The sequence below is a fragment of the Streptomyces sp. cmx-18-6 genome (assembly GCF_046548915.1).
GTDB lineage: Bacteria > Actinomycetota > Actinomycetes > Streptomycetales > Streptomycetaceae > Streptomyces.
In genome coordinates this window covers 25,860-46,474 of sequence record NZ_JAEBEP010000004.1, presented here as the reverse complement: position 1 = coordinate 46,474, position 20,615 = coordinate 25,860, and the positions used below count along the sequence as shown (strand labels likewise).

Here is a 20,615-nt window from a genome sequence, read left to right as displayed (position 1 = left end):
CGTCGTGTGTGGAGCGGGCGCCCACCCCCCGGCGCCCGCTCCACGTTCCCCGCCCCGGGACCATCTCTGCTCCGCTGGGACACGCTTATTCACCCCATCGGACGGGCGCTCGGAGTGAACAACGGGGGCGCGGGGGGCGCTTTCGCCGTCCGCGTTACTCCCGGAGATCACCGGCGGCCTAACGTCTGACCATGGGTAGTGGGGACCGGTCGAAGCTGGTGTCGATCTGCGATCAGGCCGGCCGGCCGCGGGGGACGGGGTTCGTCGCGGATGACCGCGGGACGGTCGTGACCGCGCACCAGGCCGTCGCCTCCCCGGCTCCTCTCGTGCTTCGCGGGACCGGCGGCCGCACCCGCCGCCTCGGCCCCGACGACGTCACCGCGCTGCCCGCCCTCGGCCTGGCCCTCCTGCGCACCGGCGGCCCCGAGGCGCTGGACGTGGAGCCGCTCCCCATCGCCGTACGGGACCGGATCGAGCCCGGACGCTACGTGGAGATCGCCGCCCACGGCCGCCGCGAGGCCCGGGTCCTCGGCACCGCCCCCGCCACGTACACCGCCCCGGGCGGCGGCCACCCCGTCCCGGCGGCCCTGGAGCTGGCTCTGGGCACCGATGGGCGCGACGCCCTGCGCTCCGGCGGCGCGGCGGTCGGGGGACCGGTGAGCGACCCGGCCACGGGCGCGGTCCTCGGCCTCCTGTGCACCGCCCTCACCGCCCCGTACGAGGCGGCCGGGCTCGCCCTGCCGATCCCGTACGGAGCCGACGCCGCCCTCGACGCCCTGCTCCGGCGCAACGCCGTCGCCGCCCCCGGCTACGGCCCCGACCTCAACCTCGGCGGGGCCCTCCAGCTCACCGCCACCTCGGTCGGCTCGGCGGACGGCCCCAGGGCCCGCACCGCACCGGTCGAGCGCGACGACGTGAGCGCGGAGTTCGCCGCCTTCGAAGCCGGTACGGGCACGGTCCTGGGCCTCGTCGGCGCGCCCGGCACCGGCCGCACCACCGAGCTCGCCGCCCTCGCCGCCCGCCGGGCCGAGGGCGAGGCCCCCGCCCCCACGCTCTGGCTGCGCGGCGCGGACCTGCTCGCCGACGACACCTCGATCGCGGAGGCCGCCGACCGTACGCTGACCCGCTCGGCCCGCATCGTCGCCGCGGCCGGGGCGCTCGGCGACATGGCGACGGCCACGGCGCGGCGGATCGCCCGCCTCGCCGCCGACGCCGGACGCCCGCTGCTCGTCGTCCTGGACGGCCCCGAGGAGATGCCGCCGCTGTCGGCCCACCGGCTCGCGGAGTGGACGGCGGGCACCGCCACCTGGCTGCGGGAGCACGACGCACGGCTCGTCGTGGCCTGCCGCCCCGAGCACTGGGAGACCGCCGGCGCCCTCTACCCGCCGGGCGCCCTGCACCGCCCCCACCGTCCCGCCCGCGGACTGCCGCCGTCCCTGCGCCTGACCGGCCTCACCCCCGACCAGGCCGAACAGGCCAAGGAACGTCTCGGCATCCCACCGCACGCCCTCGCCGCCGGCCACGACCGGCACCCGCTGACCCTGCGGCTGCTGGCCGAGGTCCGCGAGGCCCTGCCGCCGAACGTGCCGGGCCGCCCCGACACCGAGGACGTCTTCGGCGCACACCTGGACCTCATGTGCGTGCGCGTCGCGGTGCGGATCGCGGCCGCCGCCGACGAACAGCCCCGAGGCACCGCCGTACGCCGGCTGGCCGCCCGGGTGGCGGGCCAGGTCCACGAGGCGGCCCGGCGCTGTCTGGGGCCGGGGCAGGGGGAGCTGGACCGGGAGGCGTTCGAGGAGGTCTTCCCGTGGCGGACGGGGTGGGCCTCGGCCGTGCTGACCGAAGGGCTGCTCGTGCCCGCCGGGGCCGGCTACCGCTTCGCCCACGAGGAGCTGGGCGACTGGGTGCAGGGCGCGCACCTGGACCTGGACGCGGCGCTGCGCTCCCTGGTGCACCGCTGGCACCGGGGGAGCGGAGGGCGGGGGCGGGCGCCCGGCGGGGTGAGCGGCGGGGCCGGGGGCGCACCGGGCGGGGTGAGCGGCGAGGGCGGGCGCATGCCGCACCCCCGTGCCCTCGATGAGCCGCGCACCGCCGGTGAGCCGCGCAGCGACGAGCTCCGCCCCCTGCCCGTGCCCCGGCACCGGATCGGGCCGGTGATCCAGGCGATGGTGCTCCTCGGCCGCCGCCAGGGGACCTCCGCGCTCGCGCACCGGATGGCCGACCTGATCGAGGCCCTGGACCGGCTGTGGCCCGATGACGGGCCCCGGGACGAGGACGCCGCCTGGTGGGCGGCCCACCTCCTCGGCGGCAGCCTGCTCCGGGTGCCCGACGCCCGCCCGTATCTGGGCGTCCTGCGGGTCCTCGCCGGGCGCATCACCCGACGCTCGGCCGCCGCCGGGGGACCGGCGGGCCCGGGGGCGTACGGGGAGTTCGGGCCCTGGTTCTGGCGGCGGCTGCGGCTGCTCGAGGAGGACCGGATCGACCTGCTGCGCCGTCTCGTGCCGGCGGACGGGGTGCCCCGTACGGACGGCGACGAGCGGTACCTCGACGCCGTGGCCCGCCGCCTGGCCCTCGACGCCCCCGCCGTACAGCCGCTGCTCTGCCGCTGGTTCACCGACGAACGCCCGCTGCTGGTCGGCCCCGACGCGCCGGACGTACCGCTGCGCCCCACCGTCGCCGCCGCCGCGCAGGCCCTCCTCTACGCCCGCCGGGACCTCGCCCTCGACGACCTGACCGACGCGCTGATCGCCACCCCGCACCAGCGGGCCGGTGAGCTGCTCGCCGCCCTCGCCGAGGACGAGCCCACCGCGCTCTGCCGGGCCGTCGAGCGCTGGGCCCGCGACGAGGACCGTCCGGCCCGCCGCGCGGCCGCCGCCCGGTACGGCGGACTCCTCCAGCAGCGCGTCGCCGCCGAGGGCGACCGGGCCCTGCTCAGGTCCGCCGCGCGGGAACTGCTGGCCCGCCCCGAGGACGCCGACCTGCACGCCGCCGCCCTCACCCTCCTCGTCCGGGACCCGAAGTCCCGGGGCCGCCACCTCCCGCAGGCCCTGCGCCTCTTCGCCCACGGCGACCCCCGGCTTCCCGTGGAACTGCTCGCCGAGGTCTTCCCGGCCCACCCCGAGCCGGTCCTCGCCGCCCTCCGCGCCCGCCTGGCCCACCCCGGCGACGGCGGGGGAGCGGTGCTGCGGGCCCTGGCCGGGCTCGACACGCCCGCGCTCGCGCTGCACGTCGCCGGGCTCGTACGGGAGTACATCGACGCCCACCCCGAGGACGGCACGCACGCCGCCGAGTACGTGGACCTCCGCCTCGAACACGGCCCCGCCGCCCGCGCCCTGCTCCTTCCCCTGGTCACCGGGCTGCTGAGGGATCGCCCCGCCCCGCCGCCGGTCCGCGCCGCGCTGGCCCGGGTGCTCGCCGGGCCCGGCAGCACCGCGTCCCGGCCGCTGCGGGCCGAGCTGCTGGAGGTCCTGCTGGAGTTCGAGCAGCTCACCGGCCGCGACCCGGACGTGCTGGACGCCCTCCTCCAGGCCGCGGCGGGCGGTGCCGGGAGCCGCCCCGAGGTCCGTACGCGCGCGCTCGTCCACCGCACCGGCATGCTCCTCGTCCGCACCCCGGAGGGCGCCGCCCGCTTCGACCGACGCCTCGTCGAACTCGCCCGGGACGTCCCCGGATTCGCCGCCCTCGTGATCCGCTGGCTCGCGGACGCCCCGCAGGAGTGGGCGGCGGTGGTGGGCCCCAGCGCCCGGCGCACCGTGGAGGCGTTGGGCACGTCACGCCCCGCGATGCCGATGCCGATGCAGGCGGCGGGGCGTGAGCATGGCAGTCTTAGACCTGCGTAATCGACATACACACGTACACAGGTTCGGGCGAGGAGCGGTCACAGTGCAGCGCTGGCGTGGCTTGGAGGACATCCCCCAGGACTGGGGACGCAGCGTCGTCACCATCGGCTCCTACGACGGCGTGCACCGCGGACACCAGCTGATCATCGGCCGTGCCGTCGAACGCGCCCGTGAACTGGGCGTCCCGTCCGTCGTCGTGACCTTCGACCCGCACCCCAGCGAGGTCGTCCGCCCCGGCAGCCACCCGCCGCTGCTCGCCCCGCACCACCGCCGCGCCGAACTCATGGCGGAGCTGGGCGTGGACGCGGTGCTGATCCTGCCGTTCACCGCGGAGTTCTCGAAGCTGTCGCCCGCCGACTTCATCGTGAAGGTCCTCGTCGACAAGCTGCACGCCAAGGCCGTCATCGAGGGCCCCAACTTCCGTTTCGGCCACAAGGCCGCGGGGAACGTCGCCCTGCTGACCGAGCTGGGCGCGACCTACGACTACACCGTCGAGGTCATCGACCTGGTCGTGACCGGTGCGGCGGGCGACGGTCAGCCGTTCTCCTCCACCCTCACCCGCCGCCTGGTCTCCGAGGGCGACGTCGCCGGAGCCGCCGAGATCCTCGGCCGCCCGCACCGTGTCGAGGGCATCGTGGTGCGCGGCGCACAGCGCGGCCGCGAGCTGGGCTTCCCCACGGCCAACGTGGAGACCCTCCCGCACACCGCGATCCCCGCGGACGGCGTGTACGCGGGCTGGCTGGAGGTGGCGGGCGAGTCGATGCCCGCCGCGATCTCGGTCGGCACGAACCCCCAGTTCGACGGCACCGAGCGGACGGTGGAGGCGTACGCGATCGACCGTGTCGGCCTGGACCTGTACGGGCTGCACGTGGCCGTCGAGTTCCTCGCGTACGTACGCGGCATGCTGAAGTTCGACACGATCGACGACCTCCTGGTGGCGATGGCCGGCGACGTGAAGCGGTGCAGCGAGCTGATCGCCGCGTACGACCGTACGCGCTGACGCACCGCGCCACCCCCCCCGTTCGGCCGCTCCCGGTTCCGTCGTTCATCGCCGGCTCCTCCCCGCTCGCCCTCGACCCCGCCGCACACCGGACGCCCTCACCGCTCTGTGACGCCCGCGCCCACCGACGTACCGCCTGACCGTGCGCCCCGTCCGGCGACGGCGGATGCTGGCAGGGTGCGCGACATCCTGCCCGACCTCCAGGCCCGCTGCGCCGCCGGTACGCCCCTCGCCCTGGCGACCGTCGTCGCCGTGCACGGCAGCGCGCCCCGCGACCCGGGGGCGGTGATGGCCGTCGACGAGGCGGGCGCCGTGCTCGGCAGCGTCTCCGGGGGATGCGTCGAGAGCGATGTGCACGAGGTCGCCCGCGAGGTGCTCGCCGGAGCGGGGCCGCGCGTGGTGTCGTACGGGATCAGCGACGACGAGGCGTTCGGCGTCGGGCTGACGTGCGGCGGGACGATCGAGGTGCTGGTGCGCGCCTACGCGTCGGACGGCGAGCTGGCGGATCTCGGCGTTCTGCTGGACCTGATCGCGGCCGACCTGCCGGTCGCGGAGGCCACCGTCCTGTCCGGTGAGGCACAGGCGGGGGCCCGCCTGGTCGTCCGCCCCTCCGACGCCGGGCCCGCCGCCGGAACCCTGGGCGACGAAGGGCTGGACGCCGCCGTCACGGACGACGCCCGCGGGCTGCTGGAGCAGGGCCTCACCGGCATCCAGTGGTACGGGGCGCACGGGCAGCGCCGCATGCAGGAGGTGTCCGTCTTCGTCCGGACGTACGCCCCGCCGCCCCGCATGCTGGTCTTCGGGGCCATCGACCACGCGGCGGCCACGGCCCGCATCGGCTCCTTCCTCGGCTACCGGGTCACCGTCTGCGACGCCCGCCCCGCCTTCGCCACCCGGGAACGGTTCCCCACCGCCGACGAGGTGGTGTGCGCCTGGCCGCACGACTACCTGGAGGCGACGGAGGTCGACGCGCGGACGGTCGTCTGCGTCCTCACCCACGACCCCAAGTTCGATGTGCCGCTGCTCGCCGCCGCGTTGCGCACCCCGGCCGCGTACATCGGGGTCATGGGCAGCCGCCGCACCCACCACGACCGCCTCTCCCGGCTCCGTACGGCCGGAGTGGACGCGGCGCACCTCGCCCGCCTCGCCTCGCCCGTGGGCCTCGACCTCGGAGCCCGTACGCCGGAGGAGACGGCGGTCTCCATCGCCGCCGAGATCATCCAGCACCGCTGGGGCGGGACGGGGCGGCCGCTGGGCGAGCTGACGGGGGCGATCCACCACCGCGCGACGGCCCCGGGCGGTCCATCTCCCGCCACTCCGACCGCAGACCGGCCAGATTCGTCGTGAGGAAGTACGCGCCGCCGCAGACGAGCAGGACGGGCCCGAGGCCGAGAGCGGTCACCGCAGCCCCGGCGATCAGCCCGCCGAGCGGGATACCGGACCAGGACAACGCGTCACCGAGCGCGCTGACCCGGCCCAGCATCCGGCGCGGCACCCGCTCGACGAGGACGGCCCCCAGCACGGGGTTGACGAAACCGGCCCCGAACCCGCTGACCGCGAAGACGGCCACCACCGCCCCGAGCGGGGCGTCGAGGAAGAGGATCAGGAACCTGGGGGCTCCGGCCAGCAGGAACCCGGCGAAGACCACCGTCCGCCGCCGCAGCCGGTGGGCGACCGCGGCGGCGATCAGGCTCCCGCCGACCGCCGCCGCCCCCATCACGCTGCCCATCAGGCCGATCGCGGCCGGTCCGCTGCCGGTCTCGTTGGCCCAGACGGGCACGAGCACCGACGTGAACGCCGCGTCCAGCAGGTTGGTGATGCCGATCATGACGATGACGGTGAGCAGCAGCGGATCGCGGCGCAGGAAGGCGAAACCCTCGCCGAACCGCTGCCAGTAGCCCGGTTCCGGCGTCCCGTCGGGGGCCGCGTCCCGTGGAGGCGCTTCCCCGGCCGGGTGACCCGTTCCACGAGGCAGCGCGAGTCCGATGATCACCGAACCGAGGGCGAAGCACCCCGCGTTGACGGCGAGCGCGGTCAGGGGGCCGAGCAGCGCCACCAGGGACCCGCCGACCGCCAGCCCGACGGTGGAGGCGAGCCGTTCGATCGCGCCGGAGAGACCGGTGGCCCGCTCCAGCGGCACCCGGCCCCGTTCGGCCGCCTCCGGAACCATCACCTCCTTCGCCAGGTCGCCGGGGCCCCGGGCCGCCCCGATCAGCGCGACCAGGACCAGCAGAAGGGGAAAGGAGAGCAGGTCCAGGGCGTGCAGCAGGGGAATCGAGGCGGCGGCGGTCGCGCTGGCCAGATCGGTGGTCCAGGAGACCGTCCTCGGGCCGGTCCGGTCCACCAGCGGTCCGGTGAACGCCTTGACCACCACGTACGGCGTCATCTGGCAGAAGGCGACCAGCCCGGTCTGGGCGGCGCTGCCGGTCGTGACGAGGACGAACCAGGGCAGAGCCACGACGGAGATCCGCGTGCCGGTCAGCGACACCGCCATGGCCGCCAGCACCCCGCTCAGCGGCCGTAAGGACCGCCCGCTGGGTATCCGCCCGCCGGGTGTCCCGTCGACGCCCGGGGCATCGGCCGTCACGGTGTTTCCGCCTCGGCCGCGGGGGCGGCCGGCTCGGGCAGGATGTGGGTGATGATCCCGACCCGCTCGGCGCCCTCGGGGGCGCTCGCCGCCGCCTCGGGGGTGTCCCGCCGGTAGCGCGCCACCACCTCGGCCACCTCCCGGTACAGGGACGCGGTTTCCTCGGGCGTCAGCCGCAGGGCCCAGTCGCTCAGGTCGAAAGCGTTCCGCCAGACGCGGGGCATCGTCTGCAGCTCGTTCAGCGTCTGCTGGGTGCGCAGGGTGTAGATGGCGGCGACGGACTGCTGGTAGGCGAGGGCCGCCTCGGGCTCCCGCTCGGTCAGCTCCGGATCGTTGAACCAGATCGTCCGGTGCACCGAACGCCACCACCGCTCCCGCGCGTTGCCGCGTCCGGTGTCCTCCTCGACGAACCCGGCCGCGCCCAGCTGACGCAGGTGATAGCTGGCCGAACCGGAGTTCACGCCCAGCCGCTCCGCGAGGCGGGTGGCCGTCGACGGGCCGTGCTTCCGCAGCAGCCCGACCAGCTGTACGCGCACCGGATGCGCCAGGGCACGCAGCCCCTTGGCATCCAGAACGACCGCGTCCTCTTCCACGAGCGGGCCGTCCGGCCGCCCCGGTGTATCTGTCATACGGCACACCGTAGACCGCAAAGAGTTCTTCGCAAAGGGTTGTTTGCGAAGAACTCTTCGCGAAGAACTCTTTGCGGTTCAAGACGGTAGAGCTTGCATGGATTTACTCGGTTTTACGCCCCCGCGCCGCACGCCGCCGCCCAGTGGCACGCCACCTGGGTGTCCGCGCCGCCGTGCAGCACCGGCAGGTCCACCGTGCGGCACGCCTCCGCCACCCCGGCCCGTTCCGCCGCGCCCGAGGCGAGGACCTGGCAGCGGACGTGGAAGCGGCAGCCGGCCGGCACCTTCGAGGGGTCCGGCGGCTCGCCCGTCAGCACGACCGGTTCGCCCTCGGCCTCCGGGAGGACGGACAACAGGGCCTGCGTGTACGGGTGCTGAGGAGCCGTGAGCAACCGCTCGACCGGGCCCGTCTCGACGATCCGGCCGAGGTACATGACCGCCACCCGGTCCGCGATGTTCCAGGCGAGCCCGAGGTCATGGGTGACGACCAGCGCCGAGAGCCCCAGTTCGTCGCGCAGCCGCAGCAGGAGGGCCAGGATCTCGCCCCGTACCGACGCGTCCAGCGAGGCCACCGGCTCGTCGGCCACGATCAGCTCCGGCTCCAGCACCAGCGCCCCGGCGATCACGACGCGCTGGCGCTGGCCGCCCGACAGCTCGTGCGGGTAGCGCAGGAAGAACCGCTCCGGCGGCCGCAGCCCGGCCCGGGACAGCGCCCCGGAGACGGCCGCCCGCTCGTCCCCGGCGTACCCGTGGATGCGCAGCCCCTCCGCCACCGCGTCGTACACCGTGTGCCGGGGGTTGAGCGAGCCGCTGGGGTCCTGGAGCACCAGCTGCACGCGCTTCCGGTACGCCTTGAGCGCGCGGCCCGCGTAGTCCAGCGGGGCTCCGCCGAAGGTGACCCGCCCGGCCGTGGGCGGGACCAGGCCGAGCAGCGAACGGGCCAGCGTCGTCTTGCCGCACCCCGACTCCCCGACCAGGGCCACGATCTCGCCGGGCCCGATGTCGAGGTCGACGCCGTCGACGGCGCGGGCGGTGGCGGCCCCGCGCCGGCCGGGGAAGGCGACCTCCAGGGCTTCGGCGCTGAGGAGGGGCGTGGTGCTGACGAGGGGGGCGGTGCTCATGGGGCGCTCCTGGTGTCGTCGGCTCCGGGGGTCGCTGGGGATGCGGAGGGCGCTGAGGCTCTCCCGGGCGGAGTGTCCGGGGTCTCGCCGGTCCCGACCAGCACGCAGGCCGCCCGCCGCTCGCCCCCGGCCTCCCGCAGCTCCTGGTCCTCCGTGGCGCAGGAGGCCGGCGCCACCGGGCAGCGCGGGTGGAACGTACAGCCGCCCGGCAGCGACCCCGGGTCCGGCGGGTCGCCCGGCAGTCCGCGCGGGGCGCGGCGGGATGCGGGGTCCCCGATCCTCGGGAAGGCGGCGGAGAGGGCCCGGCCGTACGGGTGGCGGGCGTCCGCGTACACCTGCCGGGCGGGGCCCTCCTCGACGACCCGGCCCGCGTACATCACCGACAGCCGGTCGCAGGTGTCCGCGAGCACCGCGAGGTCGTGGCTGATCATGATCAGGCCGACGTCCTGATCGGTGACGAGCGCTTCGATCAGCCGCAGGATCTGGGCCTGGATCATCACATCCAGCGCGGTCGTCGGCTCGTCCGCGACGATCAGACGCGGATCGCAGGCCAGAGCCATGGCGATCATCACGCGCTGCCGCTGGCCGCCGGACAGCTCGTGCGGGTAGGCGCGGGCCCGGGCGGCGGGCAGTCCGACCTGTTCCAGCAGCTCGCCCGCGCGCCTGCGGGCGGCGGCCGGGGTGGACCCGCCGTGCAGGAGGATCGGTTCGGCGATCTGGTCCCCGACCCGGTGCACCGCGTTGAGCGAGTGCATCGCACCCTGGAAGACGATCGACGCGCCCGCCCAGCGGACCGCCCGCAGCCGGCCCCACTTCATGGTCAGGACGTCCTCCCCGTCGAGCAGGATCTCGCCCGACAGCTGTGCCGACGCGGGCAGCAGGCGCAGCAGCGCGAGGGCCAGGGTCGACTTCCCGCAGCCGGACTCCCCGGCGATGCCGAGCTTCTGCCCGGCCTCGACCCGTAGATCGACCCCCCGTACGGCGGGGACGGCGTCGCCCCCGTCGCCGTACGTGACGGACAGGTTCCGCACCTCCAGGAGCGGGGGATCGCCGGTGGGCTTCGCCGGGCTGCGCGAGGCGGACGGTTCCGGGTCCGTCGTGGTGGTCGTGGCGGTCAACGGGACACCCCCAGCTTGGGGTTGAGCACGGACTCGACGGTGCGGCCGCAGAGGGTGAAGGCGAGGGCGACCACGGCGATGGCGAGTCCGGGCGGGGCGAGGTACCACCAGTTCCCTGAGCTGACCGCTCCCGCCTCACGGGCGTCCTGGAGCAGCCCGCCCCAGGAGACGACGGTCGGATCCCCGAGCCCGAGGAAGGCGAGGGTGGCTTCGGTGAGGATGGCGGTGGAGATCACCAGCGTGGTCTGGGCGAGGACCAGCGGCATCACATTGGGCAGGACGTGGCGGGACATGACGTGCCGGTGGCCGCCGCCCAGCGCCCGCGAGCGTTCGATGTACGGGCGGGACTCGACGGACAGCGTCTGCGCCCGGACCAGGCGGGCGGTGGTCGGCCAGGTCGTCACGCCGATCGCCAGGATCGTCGTCCAGATCGACCGGGACAGGACGGTGGCCAGGGCGATGGCCAGCACCAGGGTCGGCATCACCAGGAACCAGTCGGTGACCCGCATGACGACGGTCGCGTACCAGCCCTTGAAGTGGCCCGCGGTGATCCCGATGAGGGTCCCGATCGCCACCGACAGGAAGGCGGCGAGCAGCCCGACCGTCAGCGACACCTGGGTCCCCCAGAGCATCAGGGCGAGCAGACTGCGCCCGAACTGGTCGGTCCCGAGCGGGAACTCGCCGCTCGGGGCCTCCATCGCGCCGCCCGGCGCGTCGGTCACGCTCCGCGAGTCCGCGCCCACCAGCAGCGGCGCGGTCAGCGCGAGCAGGGCGATCACGGCCAGCACGGCGAGGCCCACGAGTCCGGCCCGGTGCGTGCGGTACTGCCGCCAGAAGCGGAGGGCCGCCTGCCGCCGGCGGGCCCGGGCGAGGGCGCGGGGGCCTGCCACCCGTACGGGATCCTCCGGCTGCCCGGCGGCGTCCGGCCGCTCGGACGGCTGCCCGGGGGCGTCCGGCTGCTCGGACGGCTGCCCGGGGGCGTCCGGCTGCTGCGGGTCGGGTTCCCGCCGGTCGGGATTCCGGGGATCGGGTTTCTGCGGGTCGGATTCATCGAGCGACGTCGTCATCGGCCCACCCGGGGATCGAGCAGCGGATAGATCACATCGGCGAGCGTGTTCATCAGGATCACCGCGGAGGCGAACACGAAGAACAGCGCCTGCACCAACGGCAGGTCGGGCACGCTCAGCGCCTGGTAGAAGAGGCCGCCGAGCCCCGGCCAGGAGAACACCGTCTCCACCAGGATCGCCCCGGCCACCGTCGTGCCGAGGTTCACGAAGAGCAGCGTCACGGTCGGCAGCATCGCGTTCGGCACGGCGTGCTTCCGGCGTACGAGGTCGTCGCGCAGCCCCTTGGCGCGCGCCGTCGTCAAGTAGTCGCTGCCCATCTCGTCGAGGAGCGAGGAGCGCATCACCAGCAGGGTGCGCGCGTACTCCACCGCCACGAGCGTGATGACGGGCAGCACCATGTGGTGCGCGATGTCGAGGACGCGGTCGAAGCCGGTGGTCGAGCCGGACTCCATGCCGCCGGTCGGGAAGAGACCCGGGATCGGGCCCACGCCCACCGACAGGGTGATGATGAGGAGCAGGCCGAGCCAGAAGGACGGCACCGAGTACAGCGTCAGCGCGAACGCCGTGTTGGCCCGGTCCCCGGCGCTGCCGTTGCGCCAGGCGGAGCGGGCCCCCAGCCAGATGCCGAGCAGGGTGTAGATGACGAACGCGGTGCCGGTGAGCAGCAGCGTCGCGGGCAGCGCCTCGCCGATCTTGTCGATGACGGGGGCCCGGAACTGGTACGACGTACCGAAGTCGCCGGTCAGTGCCTTGCCGCAGTACTGGGTGAACTGCTGCCACAGCGGCAGGTCGAGCCCGAACTCGCGGCGCATCGCGGCGATCTGTTCGTTCGACACCTGGCGGCCGCCGGTCATCTGCTTGACCGGGTCGCCGGGGATCAGCCGGAAGAGGAAGAAGCTGGTGACGAGGACGGCGAAGAGGGAGACGGCCGCCCCGGCCAGCTTGCCCGCCGCATAGCGGAGGTAGGCGGCCGCGGAGCGGGAGCGCGGGGAGCGGCCCGGCGGCCCGGCCGGAGCCGGACCGCCGGATTCCGCACTCTCCATGCCCGCCGCGCCCTTCAGCAGCGCGGGAGTGCCTTCTGTGCTCATGGACTATTCACGGTCTTCCGCGGTGGAGCGGCGACGCATGGCGAACAGCAGTCCGCCACCGGCGAGGACGACGACGGCGATCCCGACCCCGACGAGCACCCCGGTGGAGCTGCCGGAGGAGTCGGCGGAACCGGCAGACGGGGCCCCGGCGGCCGGGACTGCCGACCACCAGCTCCAGTAGCCGTCCTGGCCGTAGATGTTGCCCGCGGCGGACGGCATGGTGGTGATGGAGGCGATGTGGTCGGTGCGGTATGCCTCGACGGCATTGGGGTACGCCATGACGTTCATGTACCCGGTGTCGTACAGCCGCGACTCCAGTCGCCGTACGAGATCCGCCCGCTTGGCGGGGTCGTACTCGGCCAATTGCTTCTTGTAGAGCTCGTCGTACCGCCGGTCGCAGATGAAGTTGTCCGTCGCGGCCGACTCCTTCGCCTTGGACGGCAGCGCGGCACAGGTGTGGATCGACAGGACGAAGTCGGGGTCCGGGTTGACGGACCAGCCGTCGAAGGCGAGGTCGTACTCACCGGCGTACCAGGGGTCGGAGACGTTGTCGAGGCAGTCGACCTTCAGCCCGATGCCCAGATCGCCCCACCACTCCTGGAGGTACTTGCCGATCGCCTTGTCGTTGGGGTCGGTGGCGTGGCAGAGGATACGGAAGTCGAGCGGCCTGCCGTCCTCGCCGACGCGCTTGCCCGCACCGTTCTTCCTGTACCCCGCGCCGTCCAGCAGGGCGGCGGCCTTCGCCGGGTCGTGGGCGAGCTTCTGGCCGGCGGCGGGCTTCCAGAAGTAGTCGGAGAAGCGCGGCGGGATGTAACCCTCGCCCTCGACGGCGTGCCCCTGGAAGACCTTGTCGATGATGGCCTTGCGGTCGACCGCCATGAACAACGCGTGCCGGACCTTCTGGTCCAGCAGCGCCGGATGGCCGTCGCCGAACTTCGTCCCGTCCTTGGTACGGGCCCCGGGGTTGACGGCGAGCGCGAAGAAGCGGCGGCCCGGGGCGTCGTTCACCTTGATGTCCCGGGCGTTCTGGAGGGACGCGGACTGGGCGGGGGTCAGGCTCGGGCTGCCCGCGACGAAGGACACCTCGCCCTTGCGCAGGGCGGCGACGGCGGCGTCCTGGTCCTTGTAGTAGCGGAAGACCAGCTCGTCGAACTTGGGGGCCCCGCGCCAGAAGTCCTTGTTGGCCTTGAGCTTCACATAGCTGTCGACCTTGTAGTCCGTCAGGATGAACGGACCGTTCCCGACGACCGGGAAGTCCTGGTCGTTGTTGAACTTCGAGAAGTCGCCGACCTTCTCCCAGACGTGCTTGGGCACGATCGGCACGTCCAGCGCGGCCATCGTGGCCTGCGGCTCCTTGAGCTTGACGACCAGTTTGTCCTTGCCGGTCGCGGTCACCTTCTCGAAGTTGCCGACGAAGCTGCCGTTGGAGGTCGCGGCCCCCTCGTCGGTCATCATCTTGTTGAACGTCCAGGCCGCGTCCTCGGCGGTGGCCTGCCGCCCGTCCGACCACTTCGAGTCCGGCCGGATGGTGAACGTCCAGGTCAGCTTGTCCGCGGACGGCTCCCATGAGGTGGCGAGGCCCGGGATCGCCTTGTTGTCCTTGGGGTCGTAGTTGTTCAGGTAGTCGTACATGAGCCGGTGGATGCTCGTGCTGACCAGCCGCTGGGCCAGGAACGGGCTCAGCGAGTCGACGCTCTGCGCGACGGCGACCGTGAGCCTCTTCTGCCCGTCGTCGGCGCGGGCCTCGGAGGGCGCGGGGGCGAGCGGGTTCCCCGGGACGACGGACCCGGCGGCGAGCGCCAGGGCGGCCGCGCCGGCGGCGAGCAGGGTGCGCAGGCGACTGCGGGGGTGGGGGCCGCGGGGGCGTGTACGGGGCCGGAGGGAGCGGGACCTGCTGGGCCAGGAGGTGCGGGGGGAGAGTCTTGGGACCATGGACGGGGACCTCGCGTCATCACTCGCTTCAGAAGGCGGGCAGAACTCTGGTTCGCCGGTTGGTGAGGCGAAGGTCTACCAGCGCCGGTCAGCCTCGTCAACGGTCCGTCAAACCGCGTCTGGGCTGCGGAAACACCCAAGAGGGCCCGTACCGCTCACGCGGTACGGGCCCTCATTGGTCTCTACCTCTAACGCCTCACTGGTGAGGAGCCGGCGGCGGCTGCGGAGGCGTCTGCTGCCATCCCGCCGGAGGCACCGGACCCTGGAGATCGAGCTGGCCTGCCGGGTTGTCCTGCTCGCCGTGCTGACCCTGCGGCAGCGCGGCCGGCGCGGGCCCACCCGACTGGTCCTGCGGGGGCGACGCCTGCTGCCACCCGTTCTGCTGTCCGCCCGGCCCCGGCTGCGCGGGGTGGGGGTGCTGCTGGGGCTGCGGAGCGCCCGGCTGTCCGGCCGCCTGATATCCCCCGTACGGCGGCTGCCCGGCATAGGGCTGTTGGGGGTACTGCTGCTGGGGGGCGTGGGGCTGCTGGGGGGTCTGGGGCTGTTGCGGGGGGTGGGGCTGCTGGCCCTGGGCCGGGTAGTTCTGTGCCGGGTGGCCCTGTGCGGGGTAGCTCTGCGCGGGCGGCTGACCGGGCGTCGGCCCGCCCTGCCCCGGCTGTCCGTGCGCCGGGTAGTTCTGGGCCTGCTGGCCGGGCATGGGCGGGGCGTACTGCGGGGGCGGGTTCTGGCCGTCCGACGTCCAGAGCCCTTGCTGCTGCTGGGCCCGCGCGAAGTCCTCGGCGACCAGGGCCGAGAGGTGGAAGTACGCCTCACGCGTCTTGGGCCGCATCATGTCGAGGTCCACCTCGGCGCCCGCCGCCAGGTGCTCGTCGAACGGGACGACCACGACACCCCGGCAGCGGGTCTCGAAGTGCTGCACGATGTCGTCGACCTTGATCATCTTGCCGGTCTCGCGAACGCCCGAGATGACGGTGAGCGAGCGCTGCACCAGGTCCGCGTACCCGTGCGCCGAGAGCCAGTCCAGGGTGGTGGAGGCGCTGGAGGCTCCGTCGACCGAGGGCGTGGAGATGATGATCAGCTGGTCGGCGAGGTCCAGCACGCCGCGCATGGCGCTGTAGAGGAGACCGGTGCCCGAGTCGGTGAGGATGATCGGGTACTGCTTGCCGAGCACGTCGATCGCGCGCCGGTAGTCCTCGTCGTTGAACGCCGTGGAGACCGCGGGGTCCACGTCGTTGGCGATGATCTCCAGACCCGAGGGGGCCTGCGAGGTGAACCGCCGGATGTCCATGTACGAGTGGAGGTACGGGATCGCCTGGACCAGGTCGCGGATCGTGGCCCCGGTCTCGCGCCGCACCCGACGCCCGAGCGTGCCCGCGTCCGGGTTGGCGTCGATGGCGAGGATCTTGTCCTGCCGCTCGGTGGCCAGGGTCGAGCCCAGCGCGGTCGTCGTGGTGGTCTTGCCGACCCCGCCCTTGAGGCTGATCACGGCGATCCGGTAGCAGGAGAGCACCGGCGTACGGATCAGCTCCAGCTTGCGCAGCCGCTCGGCCTCTTCCTTCTTCCCGCCCAGCTTGAACCGGGAGACGGCGGAGGGATTGCGGCTGCTCTTCGCCTTCTGCTTGCCCCTCACGAGCCGGTCGGAGGAGAGCTCGACGGCCGCCGTGTACCCGAGGGGCGCGCCCGGCACAGAACGCTCGCGCTGGTCGTGCGTGACGGGGGTGGGCCAGGCTCCGCCGAGACGGGGGTCGACCGGCTGGGGCGGGGCGCCGTGCTGCTGGGCCGGTTGGTTCTGCTGTACCGGCTGCGCCTGCTGCTGGGCGGAGATGTGGGGCGGCTGGGGCTGCTGGTGTTGTTGCTGCTGGTGTTGCTGGGGGTACGGCTGCTGTTGGTACGGCTCCGGCTCCGGCCCCGGCTGCTGTTGGTACGGCTCCGGATGCTGCGGGGAGGAAGGGGCGGGCAGGCCGGGGGCACCCGGGGCGTTCTGTCCCGGGAACGGGGCGTGCTGCTCGGGCTGATGGAGTGCGTGTGGGGCTTGGGGCGCGTGAGGTGCCTGAGCCGGTTGGGTCTGCGGGAAGCCGTATCCGCCCGCGCCCTGGGGGCTTTGAGGGTTCTGCGGTGCCTGGGGGTGGGCTTGTGCCGGCAGGGGCGTGCTCTGGCCGGGGAACGGCTGAGCGGGGATGGGCTGGGGCTGCTGAGGGGCCTGGGGGTGCTGGTGAGGCGGCTGGGCGGCCTGGGCCGCCTGCGGGAAGCCGTAGCCGGAGGGCGTCTGGTGCGGCGGCACGGGGGCGGGCCACTGAGCTGCGGGCTGGGGTGCGGTGGGCTGCGGCGCGGCCGGCTGGAAGGCGGGCGGCAGCGGAGGCAGGGCTCCGCCTTCGGCGGGCGGGGACCAGGGCACCTGCGGGGCGGCGGCGGCCGGCGGTTCCGGCGCGGCGGGCGGGGCGTCCTGGGGAGCGAAGCTCTGCGGAACGGAGTCCTGCGGGACGAAGCCCTGGGGAGCGGCGTTCTGAGGGGCTGAGTCCTGGGGAACGGCGTCTTGAGGGACGGAGTCCTGGGGAGCGGCGTCCTGCGGGCCTGAGTCCTGTGTGACGGCGTCGGTCCGGGTGTCGGCTGCGGTGGGGGAGTCGGGGTCGCCGTCCGCCTTGCCGTTCGCGTCGGCCGCATTCTCGGCGTCGGCTGCCTTCGGGGCCTCGGCGGAGTCCGCGAGGTTCGGGGAGTCCGTAGTGGCCCGTGCGTCGGTGTCGGCGTCCGTACTGCCGTCGCCCTTATGGGAGTCGGCTGAGGCGTCAGCCTCGGCCCCTGAGCCGACTGCGCTGTCGGAGGCGGCAGACCCCGTCTCCGTACCGGACAAGGCCGAACCCGGAGTCGTACCGGACGCGGCGGGTCCCGGGGTCGCACCGGAAGCTGCGGCGTCGCGTTCGGCGATCTCCCGCTTCAGGGCGGCCGGGGAGAACCGCATCGTGGCACCGCTCTCCACGTCGCCGCCCCCGAACGGGCCGGCGTCACCCGTCTCCTCGGCAGCGGCGGCCGGAGGAGCAGGAGAGGCCGGAGGAGCCTGGGTCGTGCTCGGGGCGCCAGGAACGACAGGGCCGACCGGCGCCTCGGGAGCCTCCGGGGCCGTCGGCACCGCAGGCGCGGCCGGGGTCGACGCCCAGTCGGGGTCGAAGCCGCCCGAGGACGGCTGCTCCGGCACGGACACCGGGCTGCCGTACGGAGGCGGAGGCGGTGTCAGGTGTGAGCCCTCTCCCCCCGACGAGTCCCCCGCCGCGCTCTGCGTGTACCAGGCGGGAGGGGTGTAGTCGATGGTGAACTCACCCGTCATCTCGGCGGGATCCGCGTCGGACGACTCGTCGACGGGTGTGTTCCATCCGTCGCGGATCTCGTCCCGATCGCTGTTCACGTTGCCTCCTGGTGTGGTCGAGCACCCTTGTGCCGTGGTGGGTGGGGGCGGCCGTTCCCGTTGCCCGGTCCGCCCGGCTCTTCCCCCTGCGACGCGTACAACCTGCCCGCAGGTTCTTGTGCCGCGCCCCACCCACCCTAATCGCCATCGAGTGAACTCAGGCAGGCCGTATCGCACGCCGGAGAACGCCCCCTGGGCGACGTCCCGTTCTCCGGTGAACCACGCGCGGCGTCGGCGGAGGCCCGATGCGGTCGGTTCGGGCCGTGCTTCGCCTCCGCGCGGACACGACGAAGGGTGGCGGCCCGGCCGGGCCGCCACCCTCGTACCGTGTGCGGCGTCTGCTTCGTACAGCGCCTACTTGAGGTCGAACTCACCGTCGCGAGCGCCCAGGACGAACGCCCGCCACTCCGCCTCCGTGTACCGAAGGACGGTGTCCGGGTCCAGGGAGGAACGCATGGCGACCGCGCCACCGGGCAGATGGGCGATCTCGACCCGCTCCTCCACCTCCTCGGTGCCGGGTGCGCTCAGCCACTCCACACCCGAGATGTCGAGAGCGTAGAGCTCGTCCTTTTCCTGCTGGGTGCCCATGCCGGCGTCCCTTCGATCGAACGGTGTCGTTGCTTGGTCCATCGTCCCCGGTGACGGGGGCCTGTGTCGTACGAACGGGAGAGGAATCAGTCCATCCGGCGAGCTGTGCCCAACAGGCCGGTCTCCGCGTCCGTGGCGCTCATCATCGCCCAGTGGCGTTCGCGGCCCGCCACCCAGAGCGTCACGCCGTCCGCCAGAGTGGGCAGCGCCTGGGCCTCGGCCCGTGCGAGCCCCAGGACGCGGCCGATCCGCTCCGCCTCGTCGGGCGAGACCCGCTGGACGCCCACCAGCGCCGAAGCGCGCAGCAACCTCGGTGCCACCGGGCTCAGATAGGGGAGCAGCGTCAGCACGGACTGCCAGGGCGAGGAGACCACCCGGCCGCGGGGCGGCCGCGTCCCGCAGTCCCGCACGACCACCACGGGGCTCCCGACCGTCGCGCCGGTCGGCGGAACCCGCCCCACGTCGTACAGGGAGACGCACTCCACTCCCGCGCCCGCCGCCCGCGCCAGCGTCGTCCAGGCATGGACGCGCCCGGTCTCGACCGCGACCCGCGCACCGGTGCCCGCGGCGCGCAGCGCCAGCACCTGCGCCGTCCACAGGCCGCCGATCAGCGTGACGTCGTACGGGACGGGCCGGTGGAACCCGATCAACTGCGGGCGTCCCTCCGCGTCGTCGCCGATGATCACGCCGTCGTCGCCGACCGGGAGCGACAGGGCGTCCAGGTGGTCGGTGGGCACGGTGTGGCCCGCGTGGCGGGGGCCGGGCAGTCCGCGCCCGACCGATCCGAACCTCATCGCACGGGTCCTCACCGGGCCCCTCCGAGCGGGAGCGTCGCCAGCACGCCCGGCAGCTGCTCACGGTCCAACCGCACCAGACCCACCTTCGCGTGCCGGGCCGCCTGCTCCAACACCCTTCGTACGCCGACCAGTTCGGTGTCGGATCCGCCGGTCACCCGGACATGGCCGCTCACGCTCGTCGACCTCTGCCGGGAGCCGCGCCGCACGGTCAGGCTGAACGTCGTCGCGTACGCCGGGACCGACGTCAGCAGCGCGACCAGCTGAGGCAGCGGCGTCGCCCCCCGGCCCAACTCCGGCCAGCGGTCCACCGCGTACGTGGTGTGCCACCGGTCGTCGCACCGCCAGACCCGCGACGTCTCCCTTGTGCGGCGCTGCGGCGCGGCGTCCGGGCGTCCGGCGCGGCCCGACAGGATGGGGTTGGCGCATACGGATGTGGCGACGGCCGAGTTCAGCTCGTCCTGGTCCAGCACCACGGCCCGGAACCCGGCGCCCGTGATCCGGCTCGCCACATGGTCCGCGACCCGCACCAGGGCGCGCTGGGCCCCCTCGATCCCGCCGCCGCGCGCCTCGACGGCCTCGCGGCACAGCTCCGGATCCAGCTTCACCGCCACCCACGTCATCCGCAGCGCGGGGGCCCCGGTCCTGTCCTGGAGCGGCCCGTACGAGAGGCGGGCGACCGACTGCCGCGGCAGATGCGGGGCGGGAGCGGGGCGCACCTGCTGCACCAACTGCGCGGACTCCAGCACGATGTCGTCCACCCGCAGGGCGTCGCCCAGGAGCGACAGGGGCAGCGAGCGCGCGCCGAACGCGGGTCGCAGCGCCTCACCGCCCGCCTCCACCCGCACCACGGCGGTCAGAGACGTCCCGTCCCCGAGCATGCCCACCGCGCGGTGGTCCCGGTCCACATAGACGTACGGGCCGAATCCGGGGACGTTCTCCGCGACCGGGGCGAGCGTGGGCTCACCGTTGGCTGCCGGAGCGCCGGCGGTCCGCCGGCGGGCCCTGAGCCCGAGCACGGTCGACAGCCAGTCGTGGAGCGCGCGGCCCCGGCGGCGTACCACCGCGAGCAGCACCAGCAGGACGACGAGCACGGCGGCGGGCGCCGGCCACGCACCGCCGAGCGCCGCACCCGCCACGGCCACCGCCAGAGCGACCTCGATGATCACGAGCTGCCGCAGCAGGGGCCGTACCGGGCCGGCTCGCGCGATGGCGCGCGGCGTCGTGGCGCGCGACGTGGAAGTCGCGGGGGCCGCCGATGAGGAGGGCGCACGTGTGGCTGCATCCATGGCCGCGTCGCCCCCTCGTGTCCGTATGCGCCGTTTTCACACGGTTGTCGACCGGGGGGCACCCTACCGGAGCGGCGGGGCGCGGAACCTCCGGAAACGTGGCGGCCGGACCCCCGGAGGCGTGGCCGCTGAACCCCTGGAGACGTGGCGGCCGGGAGCCTCCAGG

Annotated in this window: 13 protein-coding genes and 1 pseudogene; 3 read left to right on the top strand and 11 right to left on the bottom strand. The window is 74.0% G+C overall.

All coding sequences use genetic code 11. The annotated features are described in order from the left end of the window. The first annotated feature begins 191 nt into the window (after positions 1 to 191). From ACLJPL_RS10905 to ACLJPL_RS10895, 3 genes are all read left to right on the top strand, one after another. A complete protein-coding gene (locus tag ACLJPL_RS10905) occupies positions 192 to 3,839 on the top strand; it encodes a trypsin-like peptidase domain-containing protein (RefSeq protein WP_411080574.1) in 3,648 nt (1,215 codons plus the stop codon). A gap of 43 nt (positions 3,840 to 3,882) precedes the next feature. Continuing rightward, positions 3,883 to 4,839 carry a bifunctional riboflavin kinase/FAD synthetase gene (locus ACLJPL_RS10900; RefSeq protein ID WP_411080573.1) on the top strand — a complete coding sequence of 319 codons (957 nt, stop codon included), beginning with the start codon at positions 3,883 to 3,885 and terminating at the stop codon, positions 4,837 to 4,839. 177 nt (positions 4,840 to 5,016) lie between these two features. After that, positions 5,017 to 6,186 carry an XdhC family protein gene (locus ACLJPL_RS10895; RefSeq protein ID WP_411080572.1) on the top strand — a complete coding sequence of 390 codons (1,170 nt, stop codon included), beginning with the start codon at positions 5,017 to 5,019 and terminating at the stop codon, positions 6,184 to 6,186. On the opposite strand, the pseudogene ACLJPL_RS10890 reads toward ACLJPL_RS10895, so the two are convergent. The 11 genes and pseudogenes from ACLJPL_RS10890 to eccE all read right to left on the bottom strand — a co-directional run. After that, positions 6,089 to 7,426, bottom strand: a pseudogene (locus ACLJPL_RS10890) (MFS transporter); the annotation flags it as partial. The gene ACLJPL_RS10895 and the pseudogene ACLJPL_RS10890 sit on opposite strands and share 98 nt — an antisense overlap. Continuing rightward, positions 7,423 to 8,055, bottom strand: a complete 633-nt coding sequence (locus ACLJPL_RS10885) for an ArsR/SmtB family transcription factor (protein WP_411080571.1) — start codon at positions 8,053 to 8,055, stop codon at positions 7,423 to 7,425. The pseudogene ACLJPL_RS10890 and the gene ACLJPL_RS10885, both read right to left, overlap by 4 nt. Positions 8,056 to 8,168: 113 nt before the next feature. Continuing rightward, positions 8,169 to 9,176 carry an oligopeptide/dipeptide ABC transporter ATP-binding protein gene (locus tag ACLJPL_RS10880; protein WP_411080570.1) on the bottom strand — a complete coding sequence of 336 codons (1,008 nt, stop codon included), beginning with the start codon at positions 9,174 to 9,176 and terminating at the stop codon, positions 8,169 to 8,171. Further along, complete coding sequence (locus ACLJPL_RS10875; protein WP_411080970.1) at positions 9,173 to 10,345, bottom strand: ABC transporter ATP-binding protein; 1,173 nt, start codon at positions 10,343 to 10,345, stop codon at positions 9,173 to 9,175. The genes ACLJPL_RS10880 and ACLJPL_RS10875 overlap by 4 nt, the downstream gene beginning before the upstream one ends. Beyond that, positions 10,291 to 11,361, bottom strand: a complete 1,071-nt coding sequence (locus ACLJPL_RS10870; protein ID WP_411080569.1) for an ABC transporter permease subunit — start codon at positions 11,359 to 11,361, stop codon at positions 10,291 to 10,293. The genes ACLJPL_RS10875 and ACLJPL_RS10870 overlap by 55 nt, the downstream gene beginning before the upstream one ends. Continuing rightward, positions 11,358 to 12,449 (bottom strand): ABC transporter permease, encoded by a 1,092-nt coding sequence (locus ACLJPL_RS10865; RefSeq protein WP_411080568.1) that lies wholly within the window; start codon positions 12,447 to 12,449, stop codon positions 11,358 to 11,360. The genes ACLJPL_RS10870 and ACLJPL_RS10865 overlap by 4 nt, the downstream gene beginning before the upstream one ends. 3 nt (positions 12,450 to 12,452) lie before the next feature. After that, positions 12,453 to 14,381: an ABC transporter substrate-binding protein gene (locus tag ACLJPL_RS10860; protein WP_411080567.1), complete on the bottom strand. Its 1,929-nt coding sequence runs from the start codon at positions 14,379 to 14,381 to the stop codon at positions 12,453 to 12,455. Positions 14,382 to 14,577: 196 nt separating this feature from the next. Beyond that, positions 14,578 to 17,778 (bottom strand): SCO5717 family growth-regulating ATPase, encoded by a 3,201-nt coding sequence (locus ACLJPL_RS10855; protein WP_411080566.1) that lies wholly within the window; start codon positions 17,776 to 17,778, stop codon positions 14,578 to 14,580. Positions 17,779 to 18,132: 354 nt separating this feature from the next. Then, positions 18,133 to 18,366: a DUF397 domain-containing protein gene (locus tag ACLJPL_RS10850; protein ID WP_093692929.1), complete on the bottom strand. Its 234-nt coding sequence runs from the start codon at positions 18,364 to 18,366 to the stop codon at positions 18,133 to 18,135. A gap of 86 nt (positions 18,367 to 18,452) precedes the next feature. Continuing rightward, positions 18,453 to 19,160: a hypothetical protein gene (locus ACLJPL_RS10845; protein WP_411080565.1), complete on the bottom strand. Its 708-nt coding sequence runs from the start codon at positions 19,158 to 19,160 to the stop codon at positions 18,453 to 18,455. 11 nt (positions 19,161 to 19,171) lie between these two features. Next, entirely contained in the window at positions 19,172 to 20,449 is a 1,278-nt protein-coding gene (gene eccE, locus ACLJPL_RS10840; protein ID WP_411080564.1) for a type VII secretion protein EccE, read from the bottom strand. Between the last annotated feature and the right edge of the window lie 166 nt (positions 20,450 to 20,615).

What these genes read in the sequence shown, in the direction of transcription:
- ACLJPL_RS10880 (WP_411080570.1), bottom strand. Translation starts at nt 9,176, where the DNA reads ATGAGCACCGCCCCCCTCGTCAGCACCACGCCCCTCCTCAGCGCCGAA.
- eccE (WP_411080564.1), bottom strand. Translation starts at nt 20,449, where the DNA reads ATGGATGCAGCCACACGTGCGCCCTCCTCATCGGCGGCCCCCGCGACT.
- ACLJPL_RS10885 (WP_411080571.1), bottom strand. Translation starts at nt 8,055, where the DNA reads ATGACAGATACACCGGGGCGGCCGGACGGCCCGCTCGTGGAAGAGGAC.
- ACLJPL_RS10850 (WP_093692929.1), bottom strand. Translation starts at nt 18,366, where the DNA reads ATGGGCACCCAGCAGGAAAAGGACGAGCTCTACGCTCTCGACATCTCG.
- ACLJPL_RS10845 (WP_411080565.1), bottom strand. Translation starts at nt 19,160, where the DNA reads ATGAGGTTCGGATCGGTCGGGCGCGGACTGCCCGGCCCCCGCCACGCG.
- ACLJPL_RS10865 (WP_411080568.1), bottom strand. Translation starts at nt 12,449, where the DNA reads ATGAGCACAGAAGGCACTCCCGCGCTGCTGAAGGGCGCGGCGGGCATG.
- ACLJPL_RS10870 (WP_411080569.1), bottom strand. Translation starts at nt 11,361, where the DNA reads ATGACGACGTCGCTCGATGAATCCGACCCGCAGAAACCCGATCCCCGG.
- ACLJPL_RS10860 (WP_411080567.1), bottom strand. Translation starts at nt 14,381, where the DNA reads ATGGTCCCAAGACTCTCCCCCCGCACCTCCTGGCCCAGCAGGTCCCGC.
- ACLJPL_RS10905 (WP_411080574.1), top strand. Translation starts at nt 192, where the DNA reads ATGGGTAGTGGGGACCGGTCGAAGCTGGTGTCGATCTGCGATCAGGCC.